Source organism: Altererythrobacter rubellus (genome assembly GCF_030284385.1).
In the GTDB taxonomy this organism is placed as follows: domain Bacteria; phylum Pseudomonadota; class Alphaproteobacteria; order Sphingomonadales; family Sphingomonadaceae; genus Erythrobacter; species Erythrobacter rubellus.
In genome coordinates, this window is the sequence record NZ_CP127221.1 from 1,934,878 (window position 1) to 1,960,655 (window position 25,778).

Here is a 25,778-nt window from a genome sequence, read left to right on the forward strand (position 1 = left end):
ATATCCAGCCCCAATCGTGAAATTCGCGTGCGAGCCGGATATTCCCGCTTGACACCTTGGAACATTTAGTGAACATGCGTAGCGGAACAAACGTGGTACAAAATCAATGCCCGCTAGCGCTTGAAAGGTCAAGTGTTCGGGACAGGCAGGAGACAGCCCATGCTCACTTTCGGACTTGCAGCCCTTTTTATGGTGATCGCCTTGGGGAGTATCATTTCCTTGTCAGACAGCGCACTGAAATGGCGCAATGCCTATCATTCGATGAAAGCTGAAATGGCTTTGGATAGTATTGCAGCTGTTCAGGTCAACGAAGCCGCGGTGGTGACTCTGCGTATGGCACCTGCTGCTCGCGCCGACGTTAGCCGGCAGGTTTCGCCCGCTCATCTTGCAATTGCCGCTTGATTTTTCCGTAGCGGTAAAGAGCCAGCGGCATCAACGCGACATAGATCACGCATATACCCGCAAGGGTCCACCACGGTTCTTGCAACAATGCTCCGAAAACGAGCGCAAAGACACCAATGACTTCCAGGCGAATGCTGCGCCTGGGTCGGATCGATTTCCAGCTGAATGTCGCAACATTGGAAATCATCAGCATGCCCGTTGCTGCAAGCCAGATTGAGACAAACACCGGATTGCGAAATTCCGCGATGTCTGTCGCCATCCAGAGATAGAAAGGCATGAATGCGAGCGCAGCCCCAATCGGAGCCGGAACGCCTGTCAGGAATCCGGCCAGCTTGTGCGGCTGATCATCCGTATCAATCTGCGCATTGAACCGTGCCAGACGCAGCGCGGCACAAATCGCAAATGCCAGCGACGCAAACCAGCCGAGCCGGGGCAAGTCCTGGATTGACCAAAGGTACAAAATAATCGCCGGAGCCACACCGAAAGAGATCGAGTCCGCAAGGCTGTCAAGCTCGGCGCCAAAGCGCGATTGCGCATTCAGGAGGCGCGCGATGCGTCCATCTACGCCGTCGAGCAATCCGGCAAGAACAACCGCGTAAACCGCCAAATTCCAATCGCTAGAGATCGCAAACCGAATGCCAGTCAATCCGGCTGCCAAAGCAGCGGCTGTGATTGCGTTTGGCAGAAGCGCCCGCAGGGAAAGCCCGCGCGTGGTCTTGGCAGGTTTGGGAAGGGTTTCCTCGCCCTCTTCCGACTTTGGCCCAACGCGCGGTGTGTCGCTCACTGAGCGATGCCTTCCAGCAGCTTCTGCGATCCCAGCTCAGCCAAGATGGTTTCGCCGGCGATGATCTTTTGCCCCATCAGAACCTTTGGATCGGTTCCAGCAGGCAGATACACATCTACGCGACTACCAAAGCGGATCAGGCCTACTCTTTGTCCAACGGCAACAATGTCACCTGGTTTAACGAAAGGCACAATACGCCGTGCGACAAGACCCGCTATCTGTGTGAAGGCAATCTTTACGCCGTCCTGTCGCTGTACCAGAAAATGCTGACGCTCGTTCTCTTCGCTCGCCTTATCCAAGTCCGCATTCATGAACTTACCCGGAATATAGACAACACGCTCGATCGTGCCTGCGATGGGTGAGCGATTGATGTGAACATCGAACACGCTCATAAAGATCGAAATTCGTGTTACGGGTTCACGCGTTAAGCTTGGCGCGCCCGAACCATCATCGACGCACAGCTCTTCTGGTGGTTCACACACAGTAATCGTCGAAACCAGCCCGTCCGCTGGCGCAACAATCACGTTTTCACCCTGCGGTACAACGCGTTCCGGATCGCGGAAAAATGCGAATACACCTGCAGACAAGAGCAACATCGGCCAACCGATGATTTCCCAATCGAGCAAGATAAGGGGGATCAGGCTAAGCCCGATAGCGATGACGCCAAATTTGCGCCCCTCGGGGTGTATCGGCGGCCAGCTCCAACTGACTTCGCCGCGCCCCTTATTGTCTAGAATTTCTCCGGCCATGCCAAAGCGTTTAGGCGGTGGTTCGATGCGCTGCAAGCAAAGCCTGCCCGCTTTCGTCAACCAACTTTGCGTACAAACACCGTGCCAGCAGAATATCCTGCTCCAAAGCTGCAGATCAGGCCATCATCCCCTACAGCCAGATCTTCGCTGTGCTTGTGAAAGGCAATGATCGAGCCAGCACTCGATGTGTTGGCGTAAGTATCAAGCACGGTCGGGCTTTCGTCATTGCTTGCTTCGTGACCCAGAATCTTGTGCGAAATCAGGCGGTTCATACCGGCATTGGCCTGATGCAACCAAAGACGGCGCAGGCCCTTCGGATCGATCTCCAGTCGCTCGGCTTCATCGATGATCATCTGCGCAACCATTGGCACCACTTCTTTGAAGACCTTGCGGCCTTCCTGCACAAACAGCTTGTCTGGCTTGCCGTCGCCATCAGGATGCGCGCGGTTCAGAAAACCGAAATTGTTGCGGATGTTGTTGGAGAATACGGTCTTTAGCTTTGTGCCCAAGATGTCCCAATGCTCTGGCGGAGCGATAGCTGCATCTTCAACCAGCACAGCGGTCGCAACATCGCCAAAAATGAAATGGCTATCGCGGTCACGCCAGTTCAAATGGCCCGACGTAATCTCAGGGCTTACCACCAGCACACTCTTGGCATTCCCTGCGCGAATGTAATCTGCCGCTGTCTGGATACCGAACGTCGCTGAAGAGCACGCAACATTCATGTCAAAGCCGAAACCCTCGATGCCCAGCTCTTGCTGAATTTCGATGGCCATCGCCGGATATGCGCGTTGCATGTTCGAAGCGGCACAAAGCACCGCATCCACGTCTTTGGGATCGCGCCCCGCCCGCTCCAATGCCTGGCGCGCGGCCTTGACGCCGATCTCCGCCATGATCGAAAGCTCGTCATTGCCCCGCTCTTCCCAGCGCGGCGACATGATGTCTGGATCGAGTATCGGCTCTTTCGCCATCACGTGGCGTGCCTTTATCCCGCTCGCTTTCTCGATGAACTCAACCGAGCTCGGCTGAAGCGCTTCGACTTCGCCCGCAGCAATAGCATTCGCATTGCTCGCGTTGTGCCCCTCCACATACTCGTTGTAACTGGCAACCAGCTCTTCATTGGTTATGACATGTTCCGGTGTAAAAAGACCGGTAGCGGAGATAACAGGGCGGCCTGTTCGATCTTGGGCAGTGAGTTCCATGGTACGCGGGAATAGTAACCTTCCCCCTCCACGGCAAGTCAAAGCGCCCAGGATGCTTGTGAGCTTTTGCACACTTGCACTGCGCTGCTATGACACCGCATGGGAGAGCACGATTGGTCAGCAACGCAGATCCAGTGTCGGTATATATCCACGAAGGTTTTGCCGAGGGCGAGTTTGTTGTAATGCGGGGCGCACGTGATGCGCTTTTAGGAATGCCCGCATTGATCTTGCCCAGAGTACAAGTGAAAATGCGTGCCGGGGATTTACCGAAACCAGAGGAGAACGGCGTGAGATATCTCAAGATACCGGTGGACCAGCTATGACCTTGGCATACTTCCCGGACGCCCAGCCACTCGAAGGCCTGATCGGCGGACTCATGATTGGCATCGCAGCGGCTATCATGTTACTCGGCCTTGGTCGTATCGCCGGAGCTAGCGGGCTGGCAGGCCGCAGTATTGGACTGAGCGATGCCGGCCCCCCGCGGATTGTCGCCTCAATGTTCATCGCGGGCCTGATACTTGGCGCTTTGTTATTCCAAGGCGCGTTTGGCCCGATAGAATCCACTTACCCCCCATCGATAGGTTGGTTGATTACGGGCGGGCTGATCACTGGTTTTGGAACGCGGCTCGGAAGCGGTTGCACAAGCGGGCATGGTGTTTGCGGGATGTCGCGGCTCAGCCGCAGGTCAATTGTAGCCGTCATGACTTTCATTGGCAGTGGCATGACAACGGTTGCCATCGTCAATTTCGCAGGCGGAGGCTGGTAATGCGGCAAGCAATTATCGCTCTTCTTTCCGGTGCTTTGTTCGGAGGCGGGCTCGCCCTTTCGGGAATGATGGACCCTTCCCGCGTTCGCGGTTTTCTCGACATAGCCGGGCATTGGGATCCCACGCTGGCTTTCGTCATGGGTGGTGCGACGCTGGTAATGGCGGTCGCTTGGCTGGTTCAACGCAGGATGGAGCGGCCCATCGCCGATACCGGCTTCTCGTTGCCGGGCACAGACTTAATTGATCGGCGATTGACGTTCGGCTCAGCGTTGTTCGGAGTGGGATGGGGTTTGGCCGGACTTTGCCCGGGTCCTGGCATCGCATCACTGGCGGTCAATCCGATCCCTGCCGGCATTTTCGTCGCTTCGATGTTCGCCGGGATGACGATTTTCAAAGCAGTCGAAAAATAACCAAACAAGGAAATGGTGGACAGGGCTGGATTCGAACCAGCGTACGCTTGCGCGGGCAGATTTACAGTCTGCTGCCTTTAACCACTCGGCCACCTGTCCACATATTCCTGCGGGAAAAATAGAGCTGCTGTGGGGCGGCTCCGAATGCCGAGACGCGCCCCTTTGGCGAAGCGGCGCTTGCCTGTCAATGGTGTGGCTGGCAGGGGAGCGGCAACAAAGCACTTTTTGGAGAACAGTAATGGCCAAAGGCGAGCGCAAACGCGCGCTTAGAGGTCGGGCAGGACGAATGAAAGGTGGGCGGGGCTCCGGTCGTGCGACCGCCGGTCATGCACGGCTATGGGGGCGGCATGCGGTGGAAGCGGCATTGAAAAATCCTGCACGCATTCACCGCAAGCTATGGGCCACGCGCGAAGGCATCGACTCACTCGATGGCGAGTTGCCGGCCGATTTCCCGATCGAGTATGCAGATGTCACCGATCTTGCGCGCCTGGTTGCGAAGGACGCGCCACATCAGGGCCTGGTGCTCGAATGCGAGGCGTTGGAGAATCGCTTTCTGGACGAATTTACCGACGCAGATCCTGCGCGCCCATTGATTGTGCTCGATCAGGTCACCGATCCGCACAATGTCGGCGCAATCTTGCGTTCGGGTGCGGCGTTCGGTGCAGCTGCCATTGTCACGCAAGACAGGCATTCGCCGCCCGAATCCGGCGTGGTCGCAAAATCGGCGTCGGGTGCGCTCGAAGTCGTGCCTTGGATACGCGTGGTCAATCTAGCGCGTGCACTCGAGGAAATGGCCGAAGCCGGCTATTGGCGGATTGGCCTTACGGGGCATGCGGAGGCCACGCTTGCCGAGGCTCTGCCAGCAGGTCCGGTTGCTCTCGTACTAGGCGCAGAAGGCGCCGGTATGCGGCAAAACATCGAAGGGCACTGTGATGCACTGGCCAAGCTGCCGATCACACGGGCAGTGGAAAGCCTTAATGTGAGCAATGCCGCTGCAATCGCGCTTTATGCCACAACAACACGATAGCCAGTCTGTCAGGAGAACAAACATGAATGCCGCCCTACGAATTCGTACGACTGCCATTTTGGCGGCTTTTGCGTTGGCCCTAACCGGCTGCTTCGTTTCACCTGGCAAATTCACCTCTGAGCTGGTGCTCGAGGAAGGAGGCGCATTCAGCTTCACCTATGACGGCGAAATTTTCTTCCTAGGTCTGAGCGACCTAGCCCAGATGGAAGCGGCGGCAGAGGAGTTCGAAGCCGACGAGTGCTACACAGATAACTACGACGTGCGTGATTGCACGGAAACAGAATTGGCTGAGCAACGGGCAGAATGGGATGCGGGCGCGCAAGAGCGCATCGCCAAGGCGCAAAAAGAAGCCGAGGATATGGCGAAGATGATGGGCGGGATTGATCCAACCGATCCGGAGGCGGGCGAAAAACTGCGCGAGCTATTACTGCGTCACAAAGGCTGGGAGCGGGTCGAAATCAAAGGCAACGGCGTTTTCGACGTGCGCTATGTCGCCAGCGGCAATCTGAGCCATGATTTCAGCTTCCCCGTCATCGAGGGTTTTCCCGCCGGCACCACCTTTGTCGAAGTCATCTTACGCGACGAGAATACAGTCAGGGTCAATGCGCCGGGCTACTCTGCACAAGAGGACGCTAACCCGATGAGCGCAATGATGGGCGGCATGATGGGTCTGGCGAGCCTGGGATCATTGGGAGAAAACGCGAACAATATACCCAATATGCCCAGCATGGAAGGCACCTTCACCATCGTTGCGAACGGAGCGATCCGGGCAAACAATACAGACGAAGGATCGACAACATCACCGCGCGGCGAAGTGCTGACTTGGGAAGTTGATGGCAGCACACAGAACGCACCGACTGCACTGATCAAGCTGGCCGACTAACACCATCTTTCGAGCAAAGAAAAACCCCGCAGGACTGCTCCGGCGGGGTCATTTTTCTTGCGCGCGGATTGAGCGCGCTTACAAACGTGTTCTTAGTTCACCGCGTCTTTCAAGCCCTTGCCGGCTTTGAACTTTGGCTGGTTCGACGCCTTGATCGTCATCGGCTCGCCAGTCCGCGGGTTGCGTCCGGTCGAAGCTTTGCGCTTTGCGACCGAAAATGTTCCAAAGCCAACCAGACGAACTTCATCGCCACCCGACAATGCTTTGGTGATTGTATCGAACACGCCCTCAACAGCACTGGCTGAATCACTTTTGGACAAGCCGCTTGCATCGGCCACAGCGCTGATCAGATCGTTTTTGTTCATTCTTAGAGAACCCCTGTTTCTCGAATTCAAAAAATATACTCGAAAGTTTTCCCTCTTGGGGCGGGCAAATTGAGACGTTTTTACCCGCGCTGTCAAAGGCAAATCGCGCAGAAAAGTGCCATTTTTCGAGAATCTGGCACCATTTACGATAAACTGTGCCGCATTGGCGCAGAGCTAAGGGTCAAGGTCACCGGATTGCGTCACAAGGCGCGTCAGCGCCCGGCAATTTGCACTGCCGAGTCGCTGCGCTGCACCATGTAATTGCTCAATGCGCTGTTGGCGCGCCATGTCCGCTGATCGCTGGCGGCACCGGCTGGCTGGCCAGATCGTCCGCCTCTGTCCACTCGATTTCTTCGAGCGCGTCAGTCAGCGCCCGTTCCAGAACCTGATCGACATGGCTGACCGGAACGATCTCCAAGCCTTCCTTCACATTATCGGGAATCTCCGCCAGATCCTTCACATTCTCTTCAGGAATGAGGACAGTCTTGATCCCGCCACGTAGCGCTGCGAGCAGTTTTTCCTTCAGCCCGCCAATCGGCAACACGCGACCTCGCAATGTGACCTCGCCGGTCATCGCGACATCCGGACGCACCGCAACGCCGCTGAGAGCAGACACGATCGATGTCACCATGCCGATACCGGCGCTTGGCCCATCCTTTGGCACCGCACCTTCAGGCAAGTGGATGTGAATGTTGCGTCGCTGGAAGATCGACGGCTTGATCCCGTATGCAGGCGCACTCGCTTTTACGAAGCTGAACGCAGCCGCAATACTTTCACTCATCACATCGCCCAACTTGCCGGTCGACTTGATCTCGCCTTTGCCAGGCGTGGTCACGCTTTCAATGGTCAGCAGCTCACCACCAACCGACGTCCATGCCAGGCCGGTCACGACACCAACCTGCGCTTCTTCTTCCGACATGCCGTGCTTGAATTTCCGAACACCTGCGAAGTCGCCAAGGTTTTCGGGTGCGATCGTGATGCTGGTGGCTTCTTTTTCAAGGATCTTGCGCAAGCTCTTGCGCGCCAGCCGTGCGATTTCACGCTCTAGTGTCCGAACCCCGGCTTCGCGCGTGTAATAACGGATCAGATCGCGCAATCCTTCTTGCGTCAGCTCGAACTCGCCATCTTTGAGGCCGTGATCCTTTATCTGCTTAGGCAGCAGATGCCGCGTAGCGATTTCTACCTTTTCGTCCTCGGTGTAACCTTCCAGACGGATGATCTCCATCCGGTCTAGCAAGGGCTGCGGGAGATCCAGGCTGTTCGCGGTGGTAACGAACATGATGTCCGAAAGATCGAGGTCCAGCTCCAGATAATGGTCTTGGAATTTGCTGTTCTGTTCAGGATCAAGCACCTCAAGCAGCGCTGATGCGGGATCGCCACGGAAGTCCTGGCCAAGCTTGTCAATCTCGTCGAGCAAGAGGAGCGGGTTCGAACTTTCTGCCTTTTTCAGATTGTTGACGATCTTGCCCGGCATCGATCCGATATAGGTACGGCGGTGGCCGCGAATTTCCGCTTCATCGCGCACGCCGCCCAAGGATTGCCGCACGAACTTGCGCCCGGTCGCCTTGGCAATCGACTTGCCCAGAGATGTCTTACCAACACCCGGAGGGCCGACCAGACACAGGATCGGGCCTTTCAGCTTGTTGGTTCGCGCCTGCACAGCAAGATATTCGATGATCCGGTCTTTGACCTTTTCCAAGCCGTAATGATCCGCATCAAGCACTTCCTGCGCCTGCGAAATGTCCTTCTTGATCTTGGTCTTCTTGCCCCATGGCAAACCGAGCAAAATATCAAGGTAATTGCGGACGACAGTCGCCTCAGCGCTCATCGGCTGCATGCCCTTGAGCTTCTTCAGCTCTGCCTTGGCCTTGGCCTTCGCTTCCTTTGAAAGCTTGGTCTTTTCGATCTTCTCGGTGAGTTCGGCGATTTCGTCGCCATCTTCGCCGTCTTGCCCGCCCAGTTCGCTCTGGATCGCCTTCAACTGCTCGTTGAGGTAATACTCGCGCTGGGTCTTTTCCATTTGGCGCTTCACACGGCCGCGTATTTTGCGTTCGACCTGAAGGACTGACAGTTCGCCCTCCATGAAGGACATAACCATCTCAAGCCGCTTCAGCGGACTGACTTCAGACAGCAATGATTGCTTGTCCGATACCTTGGCAGTTATCGCGCCTGCGATATTGTCGGCCAGATCACCCGCATCCTCAAAATCACCCAGCTCCACGCTCGCGTTATCGCCCAACTTCGAGTTGAGCTTTGCATACTCGGTAAACTGCTCTGCAACTTGACGCATCAGGGCGGTGACTTCGCTGCCAGACAGCGACTCGTCTTCGATCACCGTGACTTCGGCCATTACGTGGCTGTCATGGCCATGGAGTTTCTCCAGCCGTGCCCGGGCCTTGCCCTCGACCAGAACCCGGACTGTGCCATCGGGGAGCTTGAGCAGTTGCAAGACCTGCGCAACAACACCCAGGTCATACAGATCATCTGCTTCAGGGTCATCACACCCAGGCTCAAGCTGCGCGAGCAGAAAAATGTCCTTGCTCACTTCCATCGCCGCTTCGAGCGCAGCAACAGATTTGTCGCGTCCAACGAAAAGCGGCACGACCATGCCCGGAAATACGACAATGTCGCGCAGGGGCAGTAGGGGGAATTGTTGTGTCATATAATCCTATCCCGCGCCGTTTGGGCGCACCTTTGTGTAGGAATATGGGTAGCGTAGCGCAGGCTCGCAATGGGCAATACGGCATCTCTTGTGGATGCAGGCGATCGCCTGTGGATCAGTTGTGGTAAGGGCCCGGTAATTGCGGATACGCACCACCGCTTTTGTCTAGCATACGTTCGACGAACTCCCGCGCCAAAGTGGTTTGTCGTTGGTCAACCGAGAGAAAGACTTTGCCCCGCCTGATCTGGCGGTCGTAATACTCTGCCATAGCCCCATCTACATCGTGGTCAGTAAGCATCTTAGCTACAGCGCCACCTGTCGCACCAATGATACTGGATACCGATGCAACCCATGGAATGGCTGATGCGGCTAGCACGCCCGACGCCCGCCGCCGCCAAAGGCCCTACCCCCGGCACAAACAGAAACGCCACACCAAGCAAGGCACCGGCAATACCAGCGCCGGCGACGGCGCCAGTGATACTCATCGAGCTATGTCCCTCAGGCCATTTCGATTCCGGGTCACCAAAATGGCTTGCACGGCAAAGCAATGAAATCGCGGCTGGCGAGATCCCTTCATGATGCAATGCTGCAATGGCGGCTTCTGCTTTGCCGCGATCATCGAAGATTGCCGTCACGACATGCTCTGTAATCGCGCGCTCCTTTGCGATGGCATCGCGAAAGGCGGTGGCAAACCTTTCACGCTCGGCGTCGCTGCGAAAGATGACGCGCAATGCAGAGCTATCGTGCAGTTTTTGTACGCTCGGCGAGGCCGCCGGCTGAAACAGCGTCCGCAGCAACATGTCCGTAGTTGTGGGGCGCAAGACCTGATCTGTCCCGCGATTGATCCATTCGACCGATTGTGGGTGCGGGTGATCGTCGGCGAGATAATTCACCGCAAACAGTTCTTCCGCCTTAATCACATACGCAGGCTGCAAAATGTCGCTCGCTTCTTGGGCAGTGCCTCAAACATTGCGATAGTTAGCATAACAATCTTGCGATAGTATTATTCCGCCAAAATCAGGTCCGGAAGCTCGGGTCAATCCGGTCGAGTTTTCGAAGCAATGCTGGCCAAGCAAGCCCGTTCGCAATCATGCCAATGCCTGCTGGCGGAGTTTGTGCCTTAACCTTTTCCGGCGTGCCTTGCGGCGGATTGTGAAGTCCTTCGCGGCCAGCGGAAAGCATCTTAACTTGCGCATCGCATGCGCGCTCGATGAAATATAGGCGCAGGAAACACTCGCCAACCGTCTTGCCGATTGCAAGTGTGCCGTGATTGCGCAGGATCATGGTGTGCTTGTCGCCCATATCCTCGATCAGCCGGTCGCGCTCTTCAAGGTCCGTCGCAATGCCTTCGTACTCGTGATAGGCGATATCGCTGCGCGCGATCATTCCGGTCTGCGTATGCTCCATCAGTCCATCGGCCATCGCACTGACTGCCTGACCAGCAGGGGTGTGCAAATGCATGACCGCATGCGCAGCCTCGCAGTTCATGTGGAGTGCCGAGTGGATTGTGAAGCCCGCAGGATTCACAGGGTGCGAAGTCGGGATCACTGGCTGCCCCTCGACATCGATCTTCACCAGCGAAGACGCTGTGATTTCCTCGAACATCATGTCATAGGGATTGATGAGGAAATGATGCTCGGGCCCGGGCACTCTCGCAGAGAGGTGCGTAAAGATCAGATCATCCCAGCCATACAGAGCGACCAGGCGATAGGCTGCCGCGAGATCAACCCGGACTGCCCATTCTTCGTCACTAACCTGTCCGCGTACGTCCGTGTCATTGCCAGCACTCGTATCGTTCATCAGTGTCGCCATGATATCTCTCCGAAATTCCGGTTCATCGCGCCATTAGCACGATTTTTGAAGATCACATACCTGGCAAATTGAAGCCCGGGGGCAAGCCCATGCTACCCTGCATCTTCTTCATTTCAGCGTTGGAAACACGGTCAGCCTTGTCGCGCGCATCGTTGAACGCGGCAGTCACAAGATCTTCGACTATGTGTTTTTCTTCGGGCTTCATCAGGCTGTCATCAATTGTAACGCCCAGAATGCGGCCCTTGGCACTGGCGCGAACTTTCACCAACCCGCCGCCAGACTGACCTTCTACCTCGATCCCGTCGAGCTTGGCCTGCATGTCATTCATCTGGGTCTGGATCGTCTCGGCCGCCTGCTGAGCTGCCTGGATCATTTCTTCCATCGATTTCATGATCGTTACCTATTCCATTTGCTGCCGCCCGCTTGAGCGACTTTGTCTTCATCTGCGAGCAACCGGGCATCTGGAAATGCCTCAAAGGTCGCCTTGACCATAGGATGCTCGCGGATTTCTTGTTCCTTGGCCAAGTTGGTGGCTTCTTCCTGCTCGCGCAAGGTCGGCGCGCCAACACCCTGGCCGCGCTCAACCTGCCAGCGGCTGCCTGTTACTCGGCAAAGGCAATCGCGCAGTTCAGCGCCGGGGTCTTCGCCCAATCCATCTTTCACCGAATAGACCAGCTTATTCGGAGCAAGCTCGTTCACCCGGATCCAGTCTCGCATAATCTGCGCGATCCGCAATTGGCCAGCATCATCGATCTGTTGCACCAGCGCGCCCCATTCGACCGAGGCTTGCGCAGGCGCCGCCCCACTCGCATTCGCTCCATCGCCAGATGCGGCTGTTACGGCAGTGCGCGCGATACCCTTCTCCGCAAGCTCTTCCAGCTTCTTCGAAAGTTTGCCTGGATCTGGCATCTCCGCTGCGTGCATCGCCCGCAACAATGCCATTTGCGCAGATACCAGCGGATCAGGCGCATTACGCACTTCCTCATGGCCCTTCAGCAGCAATTGCCACAACCGGTGCAGCTGTGCGGGAGACAACCGTTGTGCAAACTCGCCCAGCGCAGTGCGTTCTTCGGCGGTAGGCACGTCGGGCTCACCACCCGAAACTTGCGCTACTGTAATGCGGTGCGTTAGGTCCATCAGCGCTCGCATCAGAGCGAGCGGTTCAACGCCCAATGCGTATTGCTCTTCGATCGCCGCCAGCAAAGCTTTGGCATCGCCTTCGAGCAAATGCCCGAGAACTCTCCGCTGCGCGCCCTTATCAGCAAGGCCCAGCATGTCGCGAACTTTCGCGGCTGTGACCTTGCCGTCTGTATCCATGTCCGCATGCGCAATCGCTTGGTCAAGAATGGACAGGCCATCCCGCACAGAGCCCTCGGCGGCAGCGGCAATGATATGCAATGCTTCGTCTTCGGCAGGAACGCCTTCCTTTTCGCAGATCATCGCGAAATGGCTTTGCAGAAGCTCAGCCGAAATGCGCCGGAGGTCGAAACGCTGCGTGCGGCTAAGCACCGTCACCGGCAGCTTTTCGACTTCGGTGGTCGCGAAGAGGAACTTTACATGCGCGGGTGGTTCTTCCAGCGTCTTGAGCAATGCGTTGAAGGCATTGCGCGTCAGCATGTGGACTTCATCGATGATGTAGATCTTGTAGCGAGCCGAAACGGCAGAATAGCGGACCTGTTCGATAATCTCGCGCACGTCGTCGACACCGGTATGCGAAGCCGCATCCATCTCGATCACATCAATGTGCCGGCCCTCTGCGATAGCTGAACACGGTTCACACTGACCGCAGGGATCGATCGTTGGGCCACCCTGCCCGTCCGGCCCAACACAGTTCAATGCCTTTGCAATCAATCGCGCCGTCGATGTCTTGCCGACCCCGCGAACCCCAGTCATCAAGAAAGCATGTGCCAGCCGTTCTCGCTTGATCGCATTACCAAGTGTGCGGACCATCGCATCCTGACCGATCAGCTCGCTGAAGGTTTGCGGGCGATATTTGCGCGCCAGAACACGATAAGGCTGGTTTGTGTCCACCGGAGCGGCAGCGGCAGAGGGAGTCGCAGGGTCTGGCAAAGCCGTAGGTGCTCCGGTTGACTCAGCGGTGGGCTCGGGTGCGGGTTCGGCATCGCCAAACATGGAATTTTGACCGGCAGCCTCCAACTCGGCTGCACTTGGCTTTCCAGCCTCTTCCTGCTCACCAGTGTCCCATGGCGGCGTATCCGTGTTTTCCGGTGAATCACCCATGCCCACTTGCTACGCGTTTGGCGCGGCAATGTCATGCCATGTGACGTCAGAAATGCATGGAAAAGGAGCCGAGCGACCCGCCGCAATTCACCTGGGCTGCTTCCTTCCGGACCTGACCCGGTGAGCGAACGCTAACGTCCACCCGACTCCCGAGCGGGCATATGGCGATGATTCGTCGAAAATTCAACAGCGCAGTTAGCGAGCCGGTATCAGCGAAAGTTGTCCGCGTAAGCTTGTAGCTTGAGCGATTTGGGCGGTGTCGCATGAATGCGCACGGCAATCCCATGCTTCTCAGCGTATTCCTTCGCCGCCTCTTTAGTCGGGAATTTGAGCGAGACCTGCGCCTGAGTGTCGCCGCTGCCCGTCCATCCCATCAATGGATCGGGCCGACGCGCTTCGGATTGCTCGAATTCGAGCACCCAAGTGTCAATCTTCGCCTTGCCTGACTGCATGGCACTTTTTGGCTGCTGATAGATACGTGCGCTCATGGCGAAGCCCTTAATTCAGTTTTCGCTGCGATTGAAGGCGTTTTTGGTCTTCAGACTTGGTTTTTCCACCCACGGCTCGTCGGGCCAGCGGTGCTTCGGATACCGCCCCTTCATATCTTTCTTCACATCTGCCCAGCTGCCACGCCAAAACCTGGGCAAATCTCGGGTCGACTGAATCGGACGGCCAGCCGGGCTGGCCAGCTTCATTAACAGTGGTGTGCGCCCGATCATCGGGTGCTGGTCCAATCCGAACAGGGCCTGCACACGAACTTCAACTGATGGAGCGTCATCGCCAGCATAATCGATCGTGTGACATGTTCCGGCAGGTGATGTGAACTCGCGCGGAGCCAATCGGTCCAACTGTTGGCGCGTGCCCCAATCGAGCTGATTGAGGATGGCTTCAATCAGCTTTCCGCGCGGCACATCGAGATCGCGCCGTCCATACAGTATCGGTCTCAGCCATGTGTCGGCGCTGTCTCGGAGCCTTTGTAGTTCAAGCGCTTCAATCTGTACGAATTTTCCGCGTGCCAATAGGTCAGCAGGCAGGAGTTCTCCCAAGCTTTCCAACGCCTTTTCCACTAGCTTATCCACAATCGCTTCCGGGTCTGGCGCGGGGTCTGGACCACTCGCCAAGATGATCGCACCGAGCCTCCGCTCTAGCCGCGCCTCAGCACGCTTTTCCTCATTATTCCAGTTTATTACCGAGCGCTTTTCAACCAGGTATTGAAGATGCTCTTCGATGTCTTGCACGCTCAGTTCCGCTGCTGCGGCGATCCGCGCGCCCTTTGCCTGACCCTGCGCATCGCCAATAACTATCCACTCCGCACGCGCCAGAGGTGAAGCAGGATCAAGTTGAAAGCCCCTGCCACCAGCCGACAGCCATTGCTCGCCAGACTTGTCGCGTCTTCTCGCGACAAAATCAGGCCGCGCAAATGCGAGGAAAAGTGCTGGATTGCGTGGCTCCGGTTCCGTGCCTGAAATTAACCGCCCCGCTGCCTTTGCCCAGCCCTGAGCAAGCTTGCGCGAGGCTTCTGCGCGTTTACCCCGATCGCCGTTCCAATGGTCCAGGCGCTGAAGCAGATCCTCACCGCGACCGCCGAGCCCGCGCTCCTGCACGAGCAGAACCAACTTCGCTGCGTCAAACGCTTGCGAAACCTCCGCTCCGAATAGCACCGCGGCAGCAGCGAAGGGATCTAGGGGCAATGAAGCGATCTGATTGCCTTGCGCAGTTATCCTGCCGTCTTCGTCCAGAGCCCCCATTTTCAACAGAGAAGTGCGCGCGGTGGCAATTGCGGCTTCCGGTGGGGGATCGATCCAGGCCAGGCTCGCATGGTCAGAACTTCCCCATTTTGCAAGTTTCAGGACCAGAGGCGCCAGATCGGCTGTCTCGATCTCAGCGGGAGCGAACGCTGGGCGGCCAGCATGCCCACCTTCTTCCCACAAGCGGTAGGCCACGCCCGGCCCTTGGCGGGCGGCGCGGCCGGCCCTTTGCGCTGATGCCGCTTGACTGGCGCGGCGGGTAACCAGCCGAGTAGTTCCAGCTGCCTTGTCGAATTCGGCATATCGCGCGAGACCGCTATCGATGACGACAGATACTCCGTCCAGCGTCAGCGAAGTCTCGGCAATGTCTGTTGCGAGCACAATCCGTCGGTGACCGCCCGCATCGCGTTTGATCGCTGCGCGCTGCTGCGCGGGCTGAACTTGCCCGTGCAGTGGAAGGATGGGCACATCAGGCAAACGTGCTTCCAGGCGTTCTCTTGTGCGTTCAATCTCACCGACACCAGGAAGGAACGCCAGCAATTCCCCCTCTGTCTCTCGCCAAGCCTGCATCACCGCATCGGCCATCGCGTCTTCAATGCGCGCATCGGGTCGCGAACCCAGCCATTCAATACGTAAAGGATACGCGCGCCCTTCACTTTCGATAACTGGTGCGCGATTCCCCAGAAGCTTCGCAAAGCGCGCACCATCTATCGTTGCGCTCATAACCAATATGCGCAGGTCATTGCGCAAGACGGCGCGGCTTTCCAAGGCCAGCGCCAGACCAAGATCGCTGTCCAGATGCCGCTCATGCGCTTCGTCGAACAAGACAACGGAAATGCCTGCCAGTTCAGGGTCTTCGATGATACGGTTTACGAAGATGGCCTCTGTTACGACCAGAACGCGCGTTTTGGCCGATGTTTTGCTATCCAACCGGGTCACATAACCGACTGTTTCACCAGGTTTCTCGCCCAGTATTTCCGCCATACGTTCTGCTGCTGCGCGAGCCGCAACTCGCCGCGGTGAAGTGAGGATTATCTGTCCAGTGCACCAGGCTTCTTCAAGCAGGGCCGGGGCCACAGCCGTAGTCTTGCCCGCACCCGGCGGCGCAACAAGCACCGCAGCGCCAGAATCTGCCAGTGCTGTCGTCAACTCTCCGAGTTTCTCATCTATTGGCAGTTCGAGAAGCATAGCTAGCCCCTGCCACAATCAGACACGCAGGCACAGATTGAAATTTGCTGTTAGAAGACAGCATCTTTCGCGCTTTGGTTGCGAAAGCCCGCGCAGACTCGTCCGTTCGTTCGGGTCTGCTAACTGTGATGGGTCGAAGTTTGAAGGGGGAATACATTCATGAAGAAACTTATGACTGCCGCAGCTGCGGTGACGCTGGTATTCGGTGTGGCCGCTTGAGGCGAAACGGCAGAAGCTCCGGCAGAAACAGGGCTGTCTGGCACCTGGAAAGCCAATGTCGAATCTGCCGAGTTCGAGAATAGTGTCAACAGCTACACCGTAGCCGATGGCACATATACTTGTAATCATTGCATACCGCCGTTCTCAGTGACCGCGGATGGCGAGTGGCAATCAGTCGAGCGTCCCGGTGTAGACAACCTCAAGGTAACCCTTGTTGACGATAGCACATTGGAATCCTCCAGCCGCAAGGGTGAGGAAGTTCCGGGAGAGTCGGCCTGGAATGTGAGCGAAGACGGACAGACGATGACCCTCAGCTGGACGAATTTCAGAGGCGATGAGACAACAAACGGCTCGACAACCTATGCGCGTGCCTCTGCCGGGCCAGACGGTTCGCATGCGGTATCGGGCGAATGGACTGTCTCTCAACTCGGTGAAATGAGTGACGCAGCGGTTACCTGGACCTATACGATCGATGGCGACACGATTACCAGCACGGGCAACAGTGGTGGATACACCGCGACATTGGGCGGTGATCCGGTCACTCCTGAAGATGATGACACTGGTGGGGTTCTGGCCGTCGATAAGACTGGTGAGAACAGCTACCGCGAGACCTATTCACGCGATGGAGAAGTGATCAACGTTCTGGATCTGACTGTAGATGGTGACACGCTCTCAGGTGCTTCGACTGACCCTCGTGACGGAAGCACCGTCAGATGGACAGAAAAACGTCATTAAATCCAGTTACTTAAGCTATGAATGTCCCGACCCTGCATTGCTCAAGGTCGGTATTTTCTTTGCTTTGCTAGGCTTGATTAATAGCCGCGCGCGACCGCGAACATCGCCGCTTCAGCCATCGCCGCGCGAGCCTTGCTTTCCGGGAAGATAGAGATCGCATCGATAGCGCGCTGGGCAAAATGACGTGCCCGTTCGCGTGTATCTTCGACCGCATTGTGTCGCGCCATCAGCTCGCGTGCATATGCGAGGTCTTCATCTGAGGACCGGTGCCCCATGATCGCGTTTTTCCAGAACTTGCGCTCATCCTCTCCGCCACGCGCATAGGCCAGAATGACCGGTAGAGTCATCTTGCCTTCGCGGAAATCATCGCCCTGCTCTTTGCCCATTTCGGTCGCATCCGAATCGTAATCGATCGCATCATCGACCAGCTGGAACGCGACTCCTAGATTGCGCCCGTAATCTTCCAACGCGCGTTCTTTTTCTTCATCGCATTCTGCAACAACCGCACTGATCTGGCTGGCGGCTGCAAACAATGCGGCCGTTTTTGCACCGATGATATGCAGATAGCGCTCTTCACTGGTTTCAATTTGACGTTGCGCTGACAACTGGGAGACTTCCCCCTCAGCAATCACCGCACTGGCATGGCTGAGTATCTTCAAAACCCGCAGGCTGCCATCTTCAGTCATCAACTCGAACGCGCGGCTAAACAGGAAATCACCGACCAGAACCGTCGCTGGGTTACCGAAAATGATGTTGGCTGCCGCCTTGCCACGGCGCAGTTCGCTGCCGTCGACGACATCGTCGTGCAGCAAGGTGGCGGTATGAATGAATTCAACAGCGGCTGCAAGCAGATGATGCCGCGAACCCTGATAGCCAACCAGTTCGGCTCCAGCGAGCGTAAGCATCGGACGAAGACGTTTTCCGCCGCCAGAGATCAGATGGCCGGCGAGTCGCGGAATAAGCGGGATCTCGCTCTGCATCCGGTCGAGAATTACCGTATTCACCGCATTCATACCGTTTGCCGTCAGCGCGAGCATAGGCTCAAGCGATGGCTGTTTTCGGGGAAGCGGGACGACTGTTGCACTCATGCCACGCCACATTAAGGTCACAAGCGCGCTTGGCAAGGCTGGATTTGATGCTAGCTTTGCAAGTGATGTCCGATGAAACGCAAACCTCGTCCGAACCCGATCGGGTCCTGTCCGCTTACCGCAAGAGCATCGACAATATCGATGCTGCAATAATTCATATGCTGGCCGAGCGGTTTCGCATCACGCAGGCCGTCGGCGAATACAAGGCGAAGGTTACTCTGCCGCCTGCCGACCCGGCGCGCGAGGAGCGCCAGATATCGCGCCTGCGCAAATTGTCCGAAGAGGCTGATCTCGACCCTGAGTTCAGCGAGAAATTCCTGCGCTTCATCATCGAAGAAGTCATCCGTCACCACGAAAAGGCTCGTGGGGCATAGACAATTGCAATCCTAAGTATTCGTACGAGGGGTGGTGATCAGCATAGATTGGAGACGCCGGTATAGGGATAGGCCATGCCCTCGCCTCCAAACCTTGCCGCGCATGATCTTGATCAACAGGCCCCGTAGCCAAGGCACGCTGCATAGCGCTTGCGGCTCCATTTGCCAGCGCACCTGACATTCGTCGGACGAAGAAGCTCGTGTCTGATCGAAAACATCTCTCAGACCGGGGCACAGCTGGTTGTCGATGGCGCGCCCCGTAGAGGCGAGGAAGACCAACTCAAGTGTGAAGACCTCCTGGCATTCTTTCGCACGGTATGGAGTGCTGGCAATCTAGTCGGTGTCGAGTTTGACGAGACGATTCCTCTTCAGACGCTTCTCAATCTGCGCCGCATCAACGACGCTTATTCGGACTTCCAGCGCATGGAGGCCAGGAGTACCGCGCGTCGCTGGGTGGCTGGCGAATTGCGCTAATCTGCAACTGTCGCCGCGCGTGGGAGCGATAACCGGACCAGCAATCCGTCCAAGTCTTCGCTTTCGCCAAGCGTTACGCTGCCGCCGTAGATCTCTGCCACGTCACGCACAATCGCCAGGCCGAGACCCGTACCGGGTTTGCCAGTGTCGAGCCGAACCCCGCGATCAAAGATGCGCTCTCTTTCGCCGTCGGGAATGCCCATGCCATCGTCTTCAACCCAAATGATGCTATGGTGGTCATCCGGCTCGGCATCGACAGTTACAAACACACTGCCACCGCCATACTTCGCCGCATTTTCTACGAGATTGCCGAGGATTTCATCCAGGTCCTGCCGCTCGATCGCGACGGCAGCTTCCTGATTACCTGCCAGATCGAAACGAACGCCCTGATGAATACGCGTGACTGCGCGCAGCACAGATTCAACGCTCGGCCAAACCTCCGCCCTTGAACGACCGGAAGAACGTCTGCCCACCGCGCGTGCGCGGGCAAGATGGTGATCGACATGGCGTTGCATGGACTTGGTTTCGCGGAAAACAAGCCTATCCAGCTTGGGATCGCGAGCGGTCGCGGCATTGGTCAGCACAGTCAGCGGTGTTTTTAATGCATGGGCCAGATTGCCCGCATGGGTGCGCGCCTCTTCGGCTTGCCGTTCGGAATGCTCGAGCAACTCGTTGAGTTCCTGAACCAATGGCTGGACTTCGGTGGGAAGCGGCTCGGAAATGCTGCTTGCACCAGTATTGCGCAATTTCTGGATCGCTGCGCGAACACGGCGCAGGGGGGACAGGCCATAGCGGATTTGGAACAGTGTCATCAAAAGCAGGCCGAGCCCCAGCAAGGCAAAACTGCTGATCAAAATCCCTCTGATCTCTGCAATCTGGTCGTCCAGCTCATCGGTTTCAGATGCGACCGCGAAGGTCCAGCGAACTTCACTATTCGGCAAGATGACTGAGCGTTCCACCATCCGCAGTTGCTCTCCGTCAAACTGAGCAGAATCGTAGAAGTGCGCTTCATCATCGAAGTGATCGCCCTGCAATTGCAAGGTGCGGTCCCAAAGGCTTCTCGACGGATAGGGTTCATATCCCTCGCCGTTTATCTGCCAATAAAGTCCGCTGTTCGGTTCCAGAAAACGCTGGTCGCCGAGGATGCGATTAAAGAAGACTTCACCCCCCGCTTCAATCTCGGCCGAACCGATCATCGCTGTCAGAATGTATTCCAACTGCTCGTCGAAGTTCCGCTCGACCAGATTGGTGAGCGTGCGATCAAGTGCGATGCCTCCGCCAACCAACAGCACAGCAATCCAGCCAGCCGCGATCAGCAGCATGCGCCGCGCGACGCTGCCCTGGCTTACAGGTGCTTCGTCGGATATCGCCCTATGCTCGTGGAGCTTCTGCGGGGTCGTCGAGGCTGTATCCGAGGCCACGGATCGTAGTGATTACCTCTGCGCCAAGTTTCTTACGGATGCGGGTGACAAACACTTCGATCGTGTTCGAATCGCGGTCGAAGTCCTGATCATAGATGTGCTCGATTAACTCAGTCCGACTGACGACCTTGCCCTTGTGATGCATCAGATAGCTGAGCAGCTTATATTCCTGAGCGGTCAGTTTGACCGGCTCGCCATTCAGCGTGACACGGCCTGAACGCGTGTCCAAACGCACGTCACCGGCGGTCAGCTCTGCCGAAGTGTTGCCCGAAGCACGGCGAATGAGCGCGCGCAGGCGAGCGATCAGCTCTTCGGTTTGGAATGGCTTTGCAAGATAATCATCCGCGCCAGCGTCCAGCCCGGCAACCTTGTCTGACCAACTGTCACGCGCAGTCAGCACCAGCACCGGAAAGCCGCGGCCTTCCTTGCGCCACATGCCAAGCACCGTCAGGCCGTCAATCTCGGGCAGACCAAGATCAAGCACAACCGCGTCATATTCTTCAGTGCTTCCAAGGAAATGGCCGTCTTCACCATCGGTGGAGAGATCGACCGCATAGCCGTTCTGCTCCAGCGTTGATTTCAACTGCTGACCTAGGGTCGGTTCGTCTTCGACAATAAGAATGCGCATATTTGCCTGCTAGTCCTAGATCAATTGTCGGGAGTGTTGAGCGTTTGCGTAGCCAGCGTCAAGCGCACGGCGTGATTGTCCACCTGCATTCAGCGAAAGTCTCAGCTCGAACGGCGGATTATGCGGCCAGTGCGCGCATCAACGTCAACATAAGTCACCCGGCCATCCTTGATGAACTTCAGCCTGTATGCGCGCGCCGTGGCATCATATGCTGGTCCAAGGTATTCACTACCGCGCATTTGCGGCAGAACCCGCCGCTCGATCTCGCGCAGAGACAACACATTGCCGGCGCGCATTTCCTTGCGCGCTTCGTTCTGGTCATTTCGCGATTGCTCATGCGCCGGAGCCGGAGCTGCAAGACCGGTAGCGACAATGGCAAACGCAGCCAAAAGAGATGCAATCCGTTTCATGGTGCTGTCATGCCTATTCGCGAGCCATTGAACAAGGTGTGAATATGCCGCCTTCCTGCGGTTCAGGAAACGCGCAATGGATAAGCAGTGGTTTGCAAGCCAAGTGCTGCACGCTAGGGCGATGGCAACTGGGAGACACTCGATGCTTAAGTCATTCTTCAGCGCAGCCGCACTCGCGAGCGCTGTAATTGCTTTTTCGGCGCCTGCAGCGGCACAAATGGAACGCGTGCCCGATCGGCCAGCTGGCGAAGGCGAAGGACCATACGATACGCTGCTCATCAAGGGCGCAACGATTATCGATGGAACTGGCGCACCCCCAGAAGGGCCCGTCAGCATCCTTGTCGAGGGCAACCGTATTGCCCGTATCCTTCGCGGTGGAGCGAATATCCCAGCCGATCGCGTAATTGATGCCAGCGGGATGTATATATTACCGGGGTTCGTCGACACTCACGGTCATAATGGCGATCCATCGAAGGCTCCTCAGCCATCCTATGGCTTTAAGCTCTGGCTTGCTCATGGGGTTACAAGCGTTCGCGGGGTCGGTTTCGGGTTTGGTCCAGACGATCCTTCGCTTGATCAGAAGCGCAGAAGCGCGGCCAATACGATCACCGCGCCTCGGCTGTTCGCTTACACTGTTCCAGGAGATGTATGGCCGAACGGCGCAATTCGCACGCCTCAGCAGGGCCGCGAATGGGTGCGCTGGATAGCAAAGCGGGGCTATGACGGGATCAAGTTCTTCAACAATGAAGATCCCGCCACGCTTGCCGCGATCCTGGATGAATCGGACAAGCTGGGGCTCGGCAGTGTCGCGCACCTGGGTCAACGCGGGGTAGCCGAAGTCAATGCAAGGGTCGCGACTGAGCTTGGGCTTGACGGTGTCACCCACTTCTATGGCCATTTTGAGAGCCTGCTCGATGGTGCCGCGCTGCCGCAATACCCCGCTGACTACAATTATCTGGATGAGCAATCACGCTTTGCATGGGTGGCAAGGCTGGCCGATCAGGTGGGCGATCCCGGCAGTGAGCAATGGAGCGCCTATATCGATCATTTGATCGAAAATGACGCAACGCTCAGCCCTACATTCAACATTTATTCGGCCAGTCGCGACGTTATGAAGGCGCGCAACATGGAATGGCACGAGAAATACACTCTGCCTTCGCTGATGCAATTCTACGCGCCGAGCCTGACCAATCACGGCAGCTATTACCATGACTGGACCAGCGAGGATGAAGTCGCCTGGCGCAATTTCTATCGCAAATGGTTCGATCTGACGCGCGAATTCAAGGACCGCGGCGGGCGCGTGACCGCTGGTTCCGATCCTGGCTATATTTACCAGACATGGGGTTTTGCCTATATCGGTGAGCTTGAGATGCTGCGCGAAGCGGGCCTGACGCCGCTTGAGGTTATTCAGGCAGCAACCATCAATGGCGCGCGCGAGATCTATGAGCCAAAAGGTGAAGAGCCGCCCATGGGTTCGATAAAGGAAGGCAAGCTCGCCGACCTTGTGATTGTGCCCGAAAACCCGCTTGCCAATCTGAAAGTGCTCTACGGCACTGGCCATACGCGCCTCAATCGTGAGACCAATACTCTCGAGACCGTCGGCGGTGTGCGGTGGACGATCAAGGACGGCATCGTGTTCGACGCGCCAGCGCTGCTGAAAGACGTGGCCGATATGGTCGAAATGCAGAAGCTGCGAGAAAACGCCATCATGCAGTCAAAGCAGGCAGAATAGTAACAACCGCATGCGGTGATGGCTTGCGGGGCGGCGCGCCCTCGCCTACCTGCCGCCCACTATGGCTCAACCACCAATCCTCTCCTGGGAAGGTCTCGGCCTGCAGCAAGGCGGACGTTGGCTGCTGGGCGGTCCAGAACGCGAAGATATCGATCTGCATATCGGCCCGCGCGATCGGCTCGCGCTGATCGGTCGCAACGGGGCTGGCAAGACCACATTGTTCCGCCTGATCAATGACGAGATCGAAGCCGATCGTGGCCAGCGAAAAGTCAAGCAAGGCATGCGCGTAGTTGTGCTGGAGCAAGACCCTGACTTCGACGGTTTTGAGACCTTGATGGACTGGGCGTTGGCGGGCGAGGACGCGCCGGCTGAATATGAAGTCGAAGCAATCGCCGGTCAGTTGGGTATCGACATGACAACCCCTTCCAAAGGGGCAAGCGGCGGCGAGAGGCGACGCGCAGCCATTGCTCGGGCATTGGCGCAAGAGCCAGACCTGCTGCTGATGGACGAGCCAACCAACCATCTCGACCTGAGCGCTATTGATTGGCTAGAAGACTGGCTGACACGCTTCAAGGGCGCGTTTGTTGTCATCAGCCACGACAGGACGTTTCTGAAACGGCTGACCAATGCAACGCTGTGGCTGGATCGCGGGATCATCCGTCGTAAGGATGTCGGCTTTGGCGGATACGAGGCATGGGAAGAGCAAGTTTACGCCGAGGAAGCCCGTGCCGCTGAAAAGCTCGATGCCAAACTGAAACTCGAGGCGCACTGGCTCGAGCGTGGTGTCACCGCACGGCGCAAGCGCAACCAAGGTCGACTTGAGAAATTGTGGCAGATGCGTGCGCAACGCGCTGCAATGATTTCCGGTGGCGGAACCGCCAAACTGAAATTGGCGACCGAAGAGGAATTCAAGTCGAAGTCCGTGATCGTGGCTGAAAACATCACCAAGTCTTATGATGGCCGCGCTGTTATTAAACCGTTCAGCCTGCGCATCCAGCGCGGCGACAGGATCGGTATTGTGGGTGCAAACGGTGCAGGCAAAACGACGCTGCTCAAAATGCTGACTGGCGAGCTCGAGCCGGACAGCGGCAGCGTGACGATCTCCAAAAAACTGACAGGCGTGATGATCGATCAGCAGCGCAGCCTGATGGAAGCGGACACGACAGTGCGTCAGTTACTGGCTGAGGGTGGTGACTGGCTCGACGTGCGGGGCAATCGCAAGCATGTTCAAGCTTACCTTAAAGACTTTCTGTTCGACCCCAAGATCGTCGACACCAAGGTCGGCATATTGTCCGGCGGCGAAAAGTCGCGGCTGTTGCTAGCACGCGAATTCGCCCGCAAGTCGAATTTGCTGGTTCTGGACGAGCCAACCAACGATCTCGATCTGGAAACGCTTGACCTGCTGCAGGAAGTGATTGCTGACTATGACGGAACTGTCCTGATCGTCAGCCATGACCGCGACTTCCTTGATCGCACGGTCACGCTGACGCTCGGCCTTGATGGCAGCGGCAGTGTTGATGTGGTTGCGGGCGGCTATGAGGATTGGGAGCGCAAACGCCGTCAGCCCATCACCTCCAAGGCCAAATCATCAAGCACAAAGAAGAAGCCCGATAAAACCACGCAAGCCGCGGTGCAAAAGCAGTCAAAGCCCGACAAACTGTCCTACAAGGATCAGCGCGATTACGAACTGCTCCCCGCTCGCATTGAAGAACTGGAAGGTGCAATCGCCAAGGGCGAGCAAATCCTGTCGGACCCCGAACTCTACACCAAGGACCCGCAGAAATTTGCGACCATCAGCAAGGGTTTGGAGAATGCCCGGGCGAAAAAGGACGCAGCCGAAGAGCGCTGGCTGGAGATTGCGGAGATGGTTGAGGGGTAAGTTCCAACACGATGGAACACTTGGAACACTGTCCTGGCCCAATAAACCCCACTTTACCGCATCCGATAAAAATCCGCCACACGGTCGAGCGCCAGCTTGAGGACCAGCTTACCGCTTCGTGCAGGCCAACCGAGCCGCTTTTCTGCGTCAGGCAGACCTTCCCCTGCGCAAACAACGCGCCAGAGGATGTCCTGCAAGCCGCTGCCCGCTTAGCGCAGCGCGCCATCAAAACGATCCTTGGCTGCGATCTGCCGTTCGTTTGTGGTAAGGCCTTGCTCGCCGGTCGTTTTTACTCGCACCGGATCCCATCGCATGGTGACATTCGCGCCCAAATGCGCGCGTTCATAGTCATCGCGCAAACGCTCGCCCGCAACGAACAGTCGCTCGTCAATATGCCCGCGCGCATGGAGCCAGCTGAGCGGAGATTCAGCCAGATTGACAGTGACGGAGCGACGTTTGCCCTTAGCGCCTGATCCACGAACCGGTCCTTCTTGGGTCAATTCTTTCTCCGCCAATATCCGCCGCATAAACGTGTCTCCTGTTGATGAATTGCAGCGCAGGCTTGCAACGCTGAATGGT

The 25,778-nt window shown here is 57.0% G+C and carries 25 protein-coding genes, 1 tRNA gene, 1 other RNA gene and 1 pseudogene; 10 read left to right on the forward strand and 18 right to left on the reverse strand.

Annotated elements, in window-relative coordinates:
* Nucleotides 1-159 precede the first annotated feature (159 nt).
* Nucleotides 160-402, forward strand: coding sequence for a hypothetical protein (locus QQX03_RS09695; RefSeq protein WP_285975537.1), 243 nt, complete (start codon nt 160-162; stop codon nt 400-402).
* On the opposite strand, the gene pssA is transcribed toward QQX03_RS09695, so the two are convergent.
* Genes pssA through QQX03_RS09710 form a run of 3 tightly spaced genes read right to left on the reverse strand, consistent with a single transcriptional unit; the run spans nt 359 to nt 3,137 of the window.
* Complete coding sequence (gene pssA / locus QQX03_RS09700) at nt 359-1,186, reverse strand: CDP-diacylglycerol--serine O-phosphatidyltransferase (RefSeq protein ID WP_285975538.1); 828 nt, start codon at nt 1,184-1,186, stop codon at nt 359-361. The two genes, QQX03_RS09695 and pssA, sit on opposite strands and share 44 nt — an antisense overlap.
* The gene (locus QQX03_RS09705; RefSeq protein WP_285975539.1) at nt 1,183-1,935 is read right to left on the reverse strand and encodes a phosphatidylserine decarboxylase; all 753 of its coding nucleotides are present in this window, start codon (nt 1,933-1,935) and stop codon (nt 1,183-1,185) included. The genes pssA and QQX03_RS09705 overlap by 4 nt, the downstream gene beginning before the upstream one ends.
* 56 nt (nt 1,936-1,991) lie before the next feature.
* Nucleotides 1,992-3,137: a beta-ketoacyl-ACP synthase III gene (locus QQX03_RS09710; protein WP_285975540.1), complete on the reverse strand. Its 1,146-nt coding sequence runs from the start codon at nt 3,135-3,137 to the stop codon at nt 1,992-1,994.
* A 319-nt stretch (nt 3,138-3,456) separates the two neighbouring features.
* Here QQX03_RS09710 and QQX03_RS09720 point away from each other — a divergent pair, with 319 nt between their 5' ends.
* Both QQX03_RS09720 and QQX03_RS09725 read left to right on the forward strand, forming a co-directional pair.
* Nucleotides 3,457-3,903: a YeeE/YedE family protein gene (locus QQX03_RS09720; protein WP_285975541.1), complete on the forward strand. Its 447-nt coding sequence runs from the start codon at nt 3,457-3,459 to the stop codon at nt 3,901-3,903.
* Nucleotides 3,903-4,313, forward strand: a complete 411-nt coding sequence (locus QQX03_RS09725; protein WP_285975542.1) for a DUF6691 family protein — start codon at nt 3,903-3,905, stop codon at nt 4,311-4,313. Before QQX03_RS09720 ends, QQX03_RS09725 begins: the two co-directional genes overlap by 1 nt.
* A 13-nt stretch (nt 4,314-4,326) precedes the next feature.
* Here the strand turns inward: QQX03_RS09725 and QQX03_RS09730 are convergent.
* Nucleotides 4,327-4,412: transfer RNA gene (locus tag QQX03_RS09730), tRNA-Tyr, on the reverse strand.
* A 139-nt stretch (nt 4,413-4,551) separates the two neighbouring features.
* Here QQX03_RS09730 and rlmB point away from each other — a divergent pair.
* Together rlmB and QQX03_RS09740 are read left to right on the forward strand one after the other, a co-directional pair.
* Nucleotides 4,552-5,340, forward strand: coding sequence for a 23S rRNA (guanosine(2251)-2'-O)-methyltransferase RlmB (gene rlmB / locus QQX03_RS09735; protein ID WP_285975543.1), 789 nt, complete (start codon nt 4,552-4,554; stop codon nt 5,338-5,340).
* A gap of 22 nt (nt 5,341-5,362) precedes the next feature.
* Nucleotides 5,363-6,223 (forward strand): hypothetical protein, encoded by an 861-nt coding sequence (locus QQX03_RS09740; protein ID WP_285975544.1) that lies wholly within the window; start codon nt 5,363-5,365, stop codon nt 6,221-6,223.
* Nucleotides 6,224-6,315: 92 nt separating this feature from the next.
* Here the strand turns inward: QQX03_RS09740 and QQX03_RS09745 are convergent, their stop codons facing one another.
* The 9 genes from QQX03_RS09745 to hrpB all read right to left on the reverse strand — a co-directional run bounded on the left by QQX03_RS09745 (nt 6,316) and on the right by hrpB (nt 16,239).
* Nucleotides 6,316-6,588 carry an HU family DNA-binding protein gene (locus tag QQX03_RS09745; protein WP_118052299.1) on the reverse strand — a complete coding sequence of 91 codons (273 nt, stop codon included), beginning with the start codon at nt 6,586-6,588 and terminating at the stop codon, nt 6,316-6,318.
* A 265-nt stretch (nt 6,589-6,853) separates the two neighbouring features.
* Nucleotides 6,854-9,250 (reverse strand): endopeptidase La, encoded by a 2,397-nt coding sequence (gene lon / locus QQX03_RS09750; RefSeq protein WP_285975545.1) that lies wholly within the window; start codon nt 9,248-9,250, stop codon nt 6,854-6,856.
* A gap of 299 nt (nt 9,251-9,549) precedes the next feature.
* Entirely contained in the window at nt 9,550-10,170 is a 621-nt protein-coding gene (locus tag QQX03_RS09755; RefSeq protein WP_285975546.1) for a hypothetical protein, read from the reverse strand.
* Between the two features lie 97 nt (nt 10,171-10,267).
* Nucleotides 10,268-11,062 (reverse strand): class II aldolase/adducin family protein, encoded by a 795-nt coding sequence (locus QQX03_RS09760; RefSeq protein ID WP_285975547.1) that lies wholly within the window; start codon nt 11,060-11,062, stop codon nt 10,268-10,270.
* A 52-nt stretch (nt 11,063-11,114) separates the two neighbouring features.
* Entirely contained in the window at nt 11,115-11,453 is a 339-nt protein-coding gene (locus tag QQX03_RS09765) for a YbaB/EbfC family nucleoid-associated protein (RefSeq protein ID WP_285975548.1), read from the reverse strand.
* A gap of 5 nt (nt 11,454-11,458) precedes the next feature.
* The gene (locus QQX03_RS09770; RefSeq protein WP_285975549.1) at nt 11,459-13,303 is read right to left on the reverse strand and encodes a DNA polymerase III subunit gamma/tau; all 1,845 of its coding nucleotides are present in this window, start codon (nt 13,301-13,303) and stop codon (nt 11,459-11,461) included.
* Nucleotides 13,304-13,361: 58 nt separating this feature from the next.
* An RNA gene (gene ffs, locus QQX03_RS09775) (signal recognition particle sRNA small type) lies at nt 13,362-13,456 on the reverse strand.
* A 56-nt stretch (nt 13,457-13,512) separates the two neighbouring features.
* On the reverse strand, nt 13,513-13,791 hold the full coding sequence (locus QQX03_RS09780; protein ID WP_285975550.1) for an ETC complex I subunit: 279 nt from the start codon (nt 13,789-13,791) through the stop codon (nt 13,513-13,515).
* Between the two features lie 15 nt (nt 13,792-13,806).
* Nucleotides 13,807-16,239, reverse strand: a complete 2,433-nt coding sequence (gene hrpB, locus QQX03_RS09785) for an ATP-dependent helicase HrpB (RefSeq protein WP_285975551.1) — start codon at nt 16,237-16,239, stop codon at nt 13,807-13,809.
* 366 nt (nt 16,240-16,605) lie between these two features.
* Here hrpB and QQX03_RS09790 point away from each other — a divergent pair, with 366 nt between their 5' ends.
* A complete protein-coding gene (locus QQX03_RS09790) occupies nt 16,606-17,193 on the forward strand; it encodes a hypothetical protein (protein ID WP_285975552.1) in 588 nt (195 codons plus the stop codon).
* A gap of 77 nt (nt 17,194-17,270) precedes the next feature.
* Here QQX03_RS09790 and QQX03_RS09795 read toward each other — a convergent pair whose 3' ends face one another.
* Entirely contained in the window at nt 17,271-18,281 is a 1,011-nt protein-coding gene (locus QQX03_RS09795) for a polyprenyl synthetase family protein (protein ID WP_285975553.1), read from the reverse strand.
* Between the two features lie 65 nt (nt 18,282-18,346).
* Here QQX03_RS09795 and QQX03_RS09800 point away from each other — a divergent pair, with 65 nt between their 5' ends.
* Both QQX03_RS09800 and QQX03_RS09805 read left to right on the forward strand, forming a co-directional pair.
* Nucleotides 18,347-18,655: a chorismate mutase gene (locus tag QQX03_RS09800; protein ID WP_285975554.1), complete on the forward strand. Its 309-nt coding sequence runs from the start codon at nt 18,347-18,349 to the stop codon at nt 18,653-18,655.
* Nucleotides 18,656-18,805: 150 nt separating this feature from the next.
* Nucleotides 18,806-19,129, forward strand: coding sequence for a hypothetical protein (locus QQX03_RS09805; protein WP_349665840.1), 324 nt, complete (start codon nt 18,806-18,808; stop codon nt 19,127-19,129).
* Here the strand turns inward: QQX03_RS09805 and QQX03_RS09810 are convergent.
* From QQX03_RS09810 to QQX03_RS09820, 3 genes are all read right to left on the reverse strand, one after another.
* Nucleotides 19,126-20,451, reverse strand: coding sequence for a sensor histidine kinase (locus QQX03_RS09810; RefSeq protein ID WP_285976999.1), 1,326 nt, complete (start codon nt 20,449-20,451; stop codon nt 19,126-19,128). The two genes, QQX03_RS09805 and QQX03_RS09810, sit on opposite strands and share 4 nt — an antisense overlap.
* A gap of 49 nt (nt 20,452-20,500) precedes the next feature.
* Nucleotides 20,501-21,178, reverse strand: coding sequence for a response regulator transcription factor (locus tag QQX03_RS09815; protein WP_285975556.1), 678 nt, complete (start codon nt 21,176-21,178; stop codon nt 20,501-20,503).
* 101 nt (nt 21,179-21,279) lie between these two features.
* Nucleotides 21,280-21,588 carry a PepSY domain-containing protein gene (locus QQX03_RS09820; RefSeq protein WP_285975557.1) on the reverse strand — a complete coding sequence of 103 codons (309 nt, stop codon included), beginning with the start codon at nt 21,586-21,588 and terminating at the stop codon, nt 21,280-21,282.
* 142 nt (nt 21,589-21,730) lie between these two features.
* Here QQX03_RS09820 and QQX03_RS09825 point away from each other — a divergent pair, with 142 nt between their 5' ends.
* Together QQX03_RS09825 and QQX03_RS09830 are read left to right on the forward strand one after the other, a co-directional pair.
* Entirely contained in the window at nt 21,731-23,320 is a 1,590-nt protein-coding gene (locus tag QQX03_RS09825; RefSeq protein WP_285975558.1) for an amidohydrolase family protein, read from the forward strand.
* A gap of 61 nt (nt 23,321-23,381) precedes the next feature.
* Nucleotides 23,382-25,199, forward strand: a complete 1,818-nt coding sequence (locus QQX03_RS09830) for an ABC-F family ATP-binding cassette domain-containing protein (RefSeq protein WP_285975559.1) — start codon at nt 23,382-23,384, stop codon at nt 25,197-25,199.
* 53 nt (nt 25,200-25,252) lie between these two features.
* Here QQX03_RS09830 and QQX03_RS09835 read toward each other — a convergent pair.
* A pseudogene (locus tag QQX03_RS09835) lies at nt 25,253-25,726 on the reverse strand (DUF6456 domain-containing protein).
* Nucleotides 25,727-25,778 lie beyond the last annotated feature (52 nt).

Bases quoted from the DNA above. Each gene is read 5' to 3' on its own strand.
- QQX03_RS09695 (WP_285975537.1), top strand. From the start codon at position 160: ATGCTCACTTTCGGACTTGCAGCCCTTTTTATGGTGATCGCCTTGGGG.
- QQX03_RS09705 (WP_285975539.1), bottom strand. From the start codon at position 1,935: ATGGCCGGAGAAATTCTAGACAATAAGGGGCGCGGCGAAGTCAGTTGG.
- QQX03_RS09710 (WP_285975540.1), bottom strand. From the start codon at position 3,137: ATGGAACTCACTGCCCAAGATCGAACAGGCCGCCCTGTTATCTCCGCT.
- QQX03_RS09720 (WP_285975541.1), top strand. From the start codon at position 3,457: ATGACCTTGGCATACTTCCCGGACGCCCAGCCACTCGAAGGCCTGATC.
- QQX03_RS09725 (WP_285975542.1), top strand. From the start codon at position 3,903: ATGCGGCAAGCAATTATCGCTCTTCTTTCCGGTGCTTTGTTCGGAGGC.
- rlmB (WP_285975543.1), top strand. From the start codon at position 4,552: ATGGCCAAAGGCGAGCGCAAACGCGCGCTTAGAGGTCGGGCAGGACGA.
- QQX03_RS09740 (WP_285975544.1), top strand. From the start codon at position 5,363: ATGAATGCCGCCCTACGAATTCGTACGACTGCCATTTTGGCGGCTTTT.
- QQX03_RS09745 (WP_118052299.1), bottom strand. From the start codon at position 6,588: ATGAACAAAAACGATCTGATCAGCGCTGTGGCCGATGCAAGCGGCTTG.
- lon (WP_285975545.1), bottom strand. From the start codon at position 9,250: ATGACACAACAATTCCCCCTACTGCCCCTGCGCGACATTGTCGTATTT.
- QQX03_RS09760 (WP_285975547.1), bottom strand. From the start codon at position 11,062: ATGGCGACACTGATGAACGATACGAGTGCTGGCAATGACACGGACGTA.
- QQX03_RS09765 (WP_285975548.1), bottom strand. From the start codon at position 11,453: ATGAAATCGATGGAAGAAATGATCCAGGCAGCTCAGCAGGCGGCCGAG.
- QQX03_RS09770 (WP_285975549.1), bottom strand. From the start codon at position 13,303: ATGGGTGATTCACCGGAAAACACGGATACGCCGCCATGGGACACTGGT.
- QQX03_RS09780 (WP_285975550.1), bottom strand. From the start codon at position 13,791: ATGAGCGCACGTATCTATCAGCAGCCAAAAAGTGCCATGCAGTCAGGC.
- hrpB (WP_285975551.1), bottom strand. From the start codon at position 16,239: ATGCTTCTCGAACTGCCAATAGATGAGAAACTCGGAGAGTTGACGACA.
- QQX03_RS09795 (WP_285975553.1), bottom strand. From the start codon at position 18,281: ATGAGTGCAACAGTCGTCCCGCTTCCCCGAAAACAGCCATCGCTTGAG.
- QQX03_RS09800 (WP_285975554.1), top strand. From the start codon at position 18,347: ATGTCCGATGAAACGCAAACCTCGTCCGAACCCGATCGGGTCCTGTCC.
- QQX03_RS09810 (WP_285976999.1), bottom strand. From the start codon at position 20,451: ATGCTGCTGATCGCGGCTGGCTGGATTGCTGTGCTGTTGGTTGGCGGA.
- QQX03_RS09815 (WP_285975556.1), bottom strand. From the start codon at position 21,178: ATGCGCATTCTTATTGTCGAAGACGAACCGACCCTAGGTCAGCAGTTG.
- QQX03_RS09820 (WP_285975557.1), bottom strand. From the start codon at position 21,588: ATGAAACGGATTGCATCTCTTTTGGCTGCGTTTGCCATTGTCGCTACC.
- QQX03_RS09825 (WP_285975558.1), top strand. From the start codon at position 21,731: ATGCTTAAGTCATTCTTCAGCGCAGCCGCACTCGCGAGCGCTGTAATT.
- QQX03_RS09830 (WP_285975559.1), top strand. From the start codon at position 23,382: ATGGCTCAACCACCAATCCTCTCCTGGGAAGGTCTCGGCCTGCAGCAA.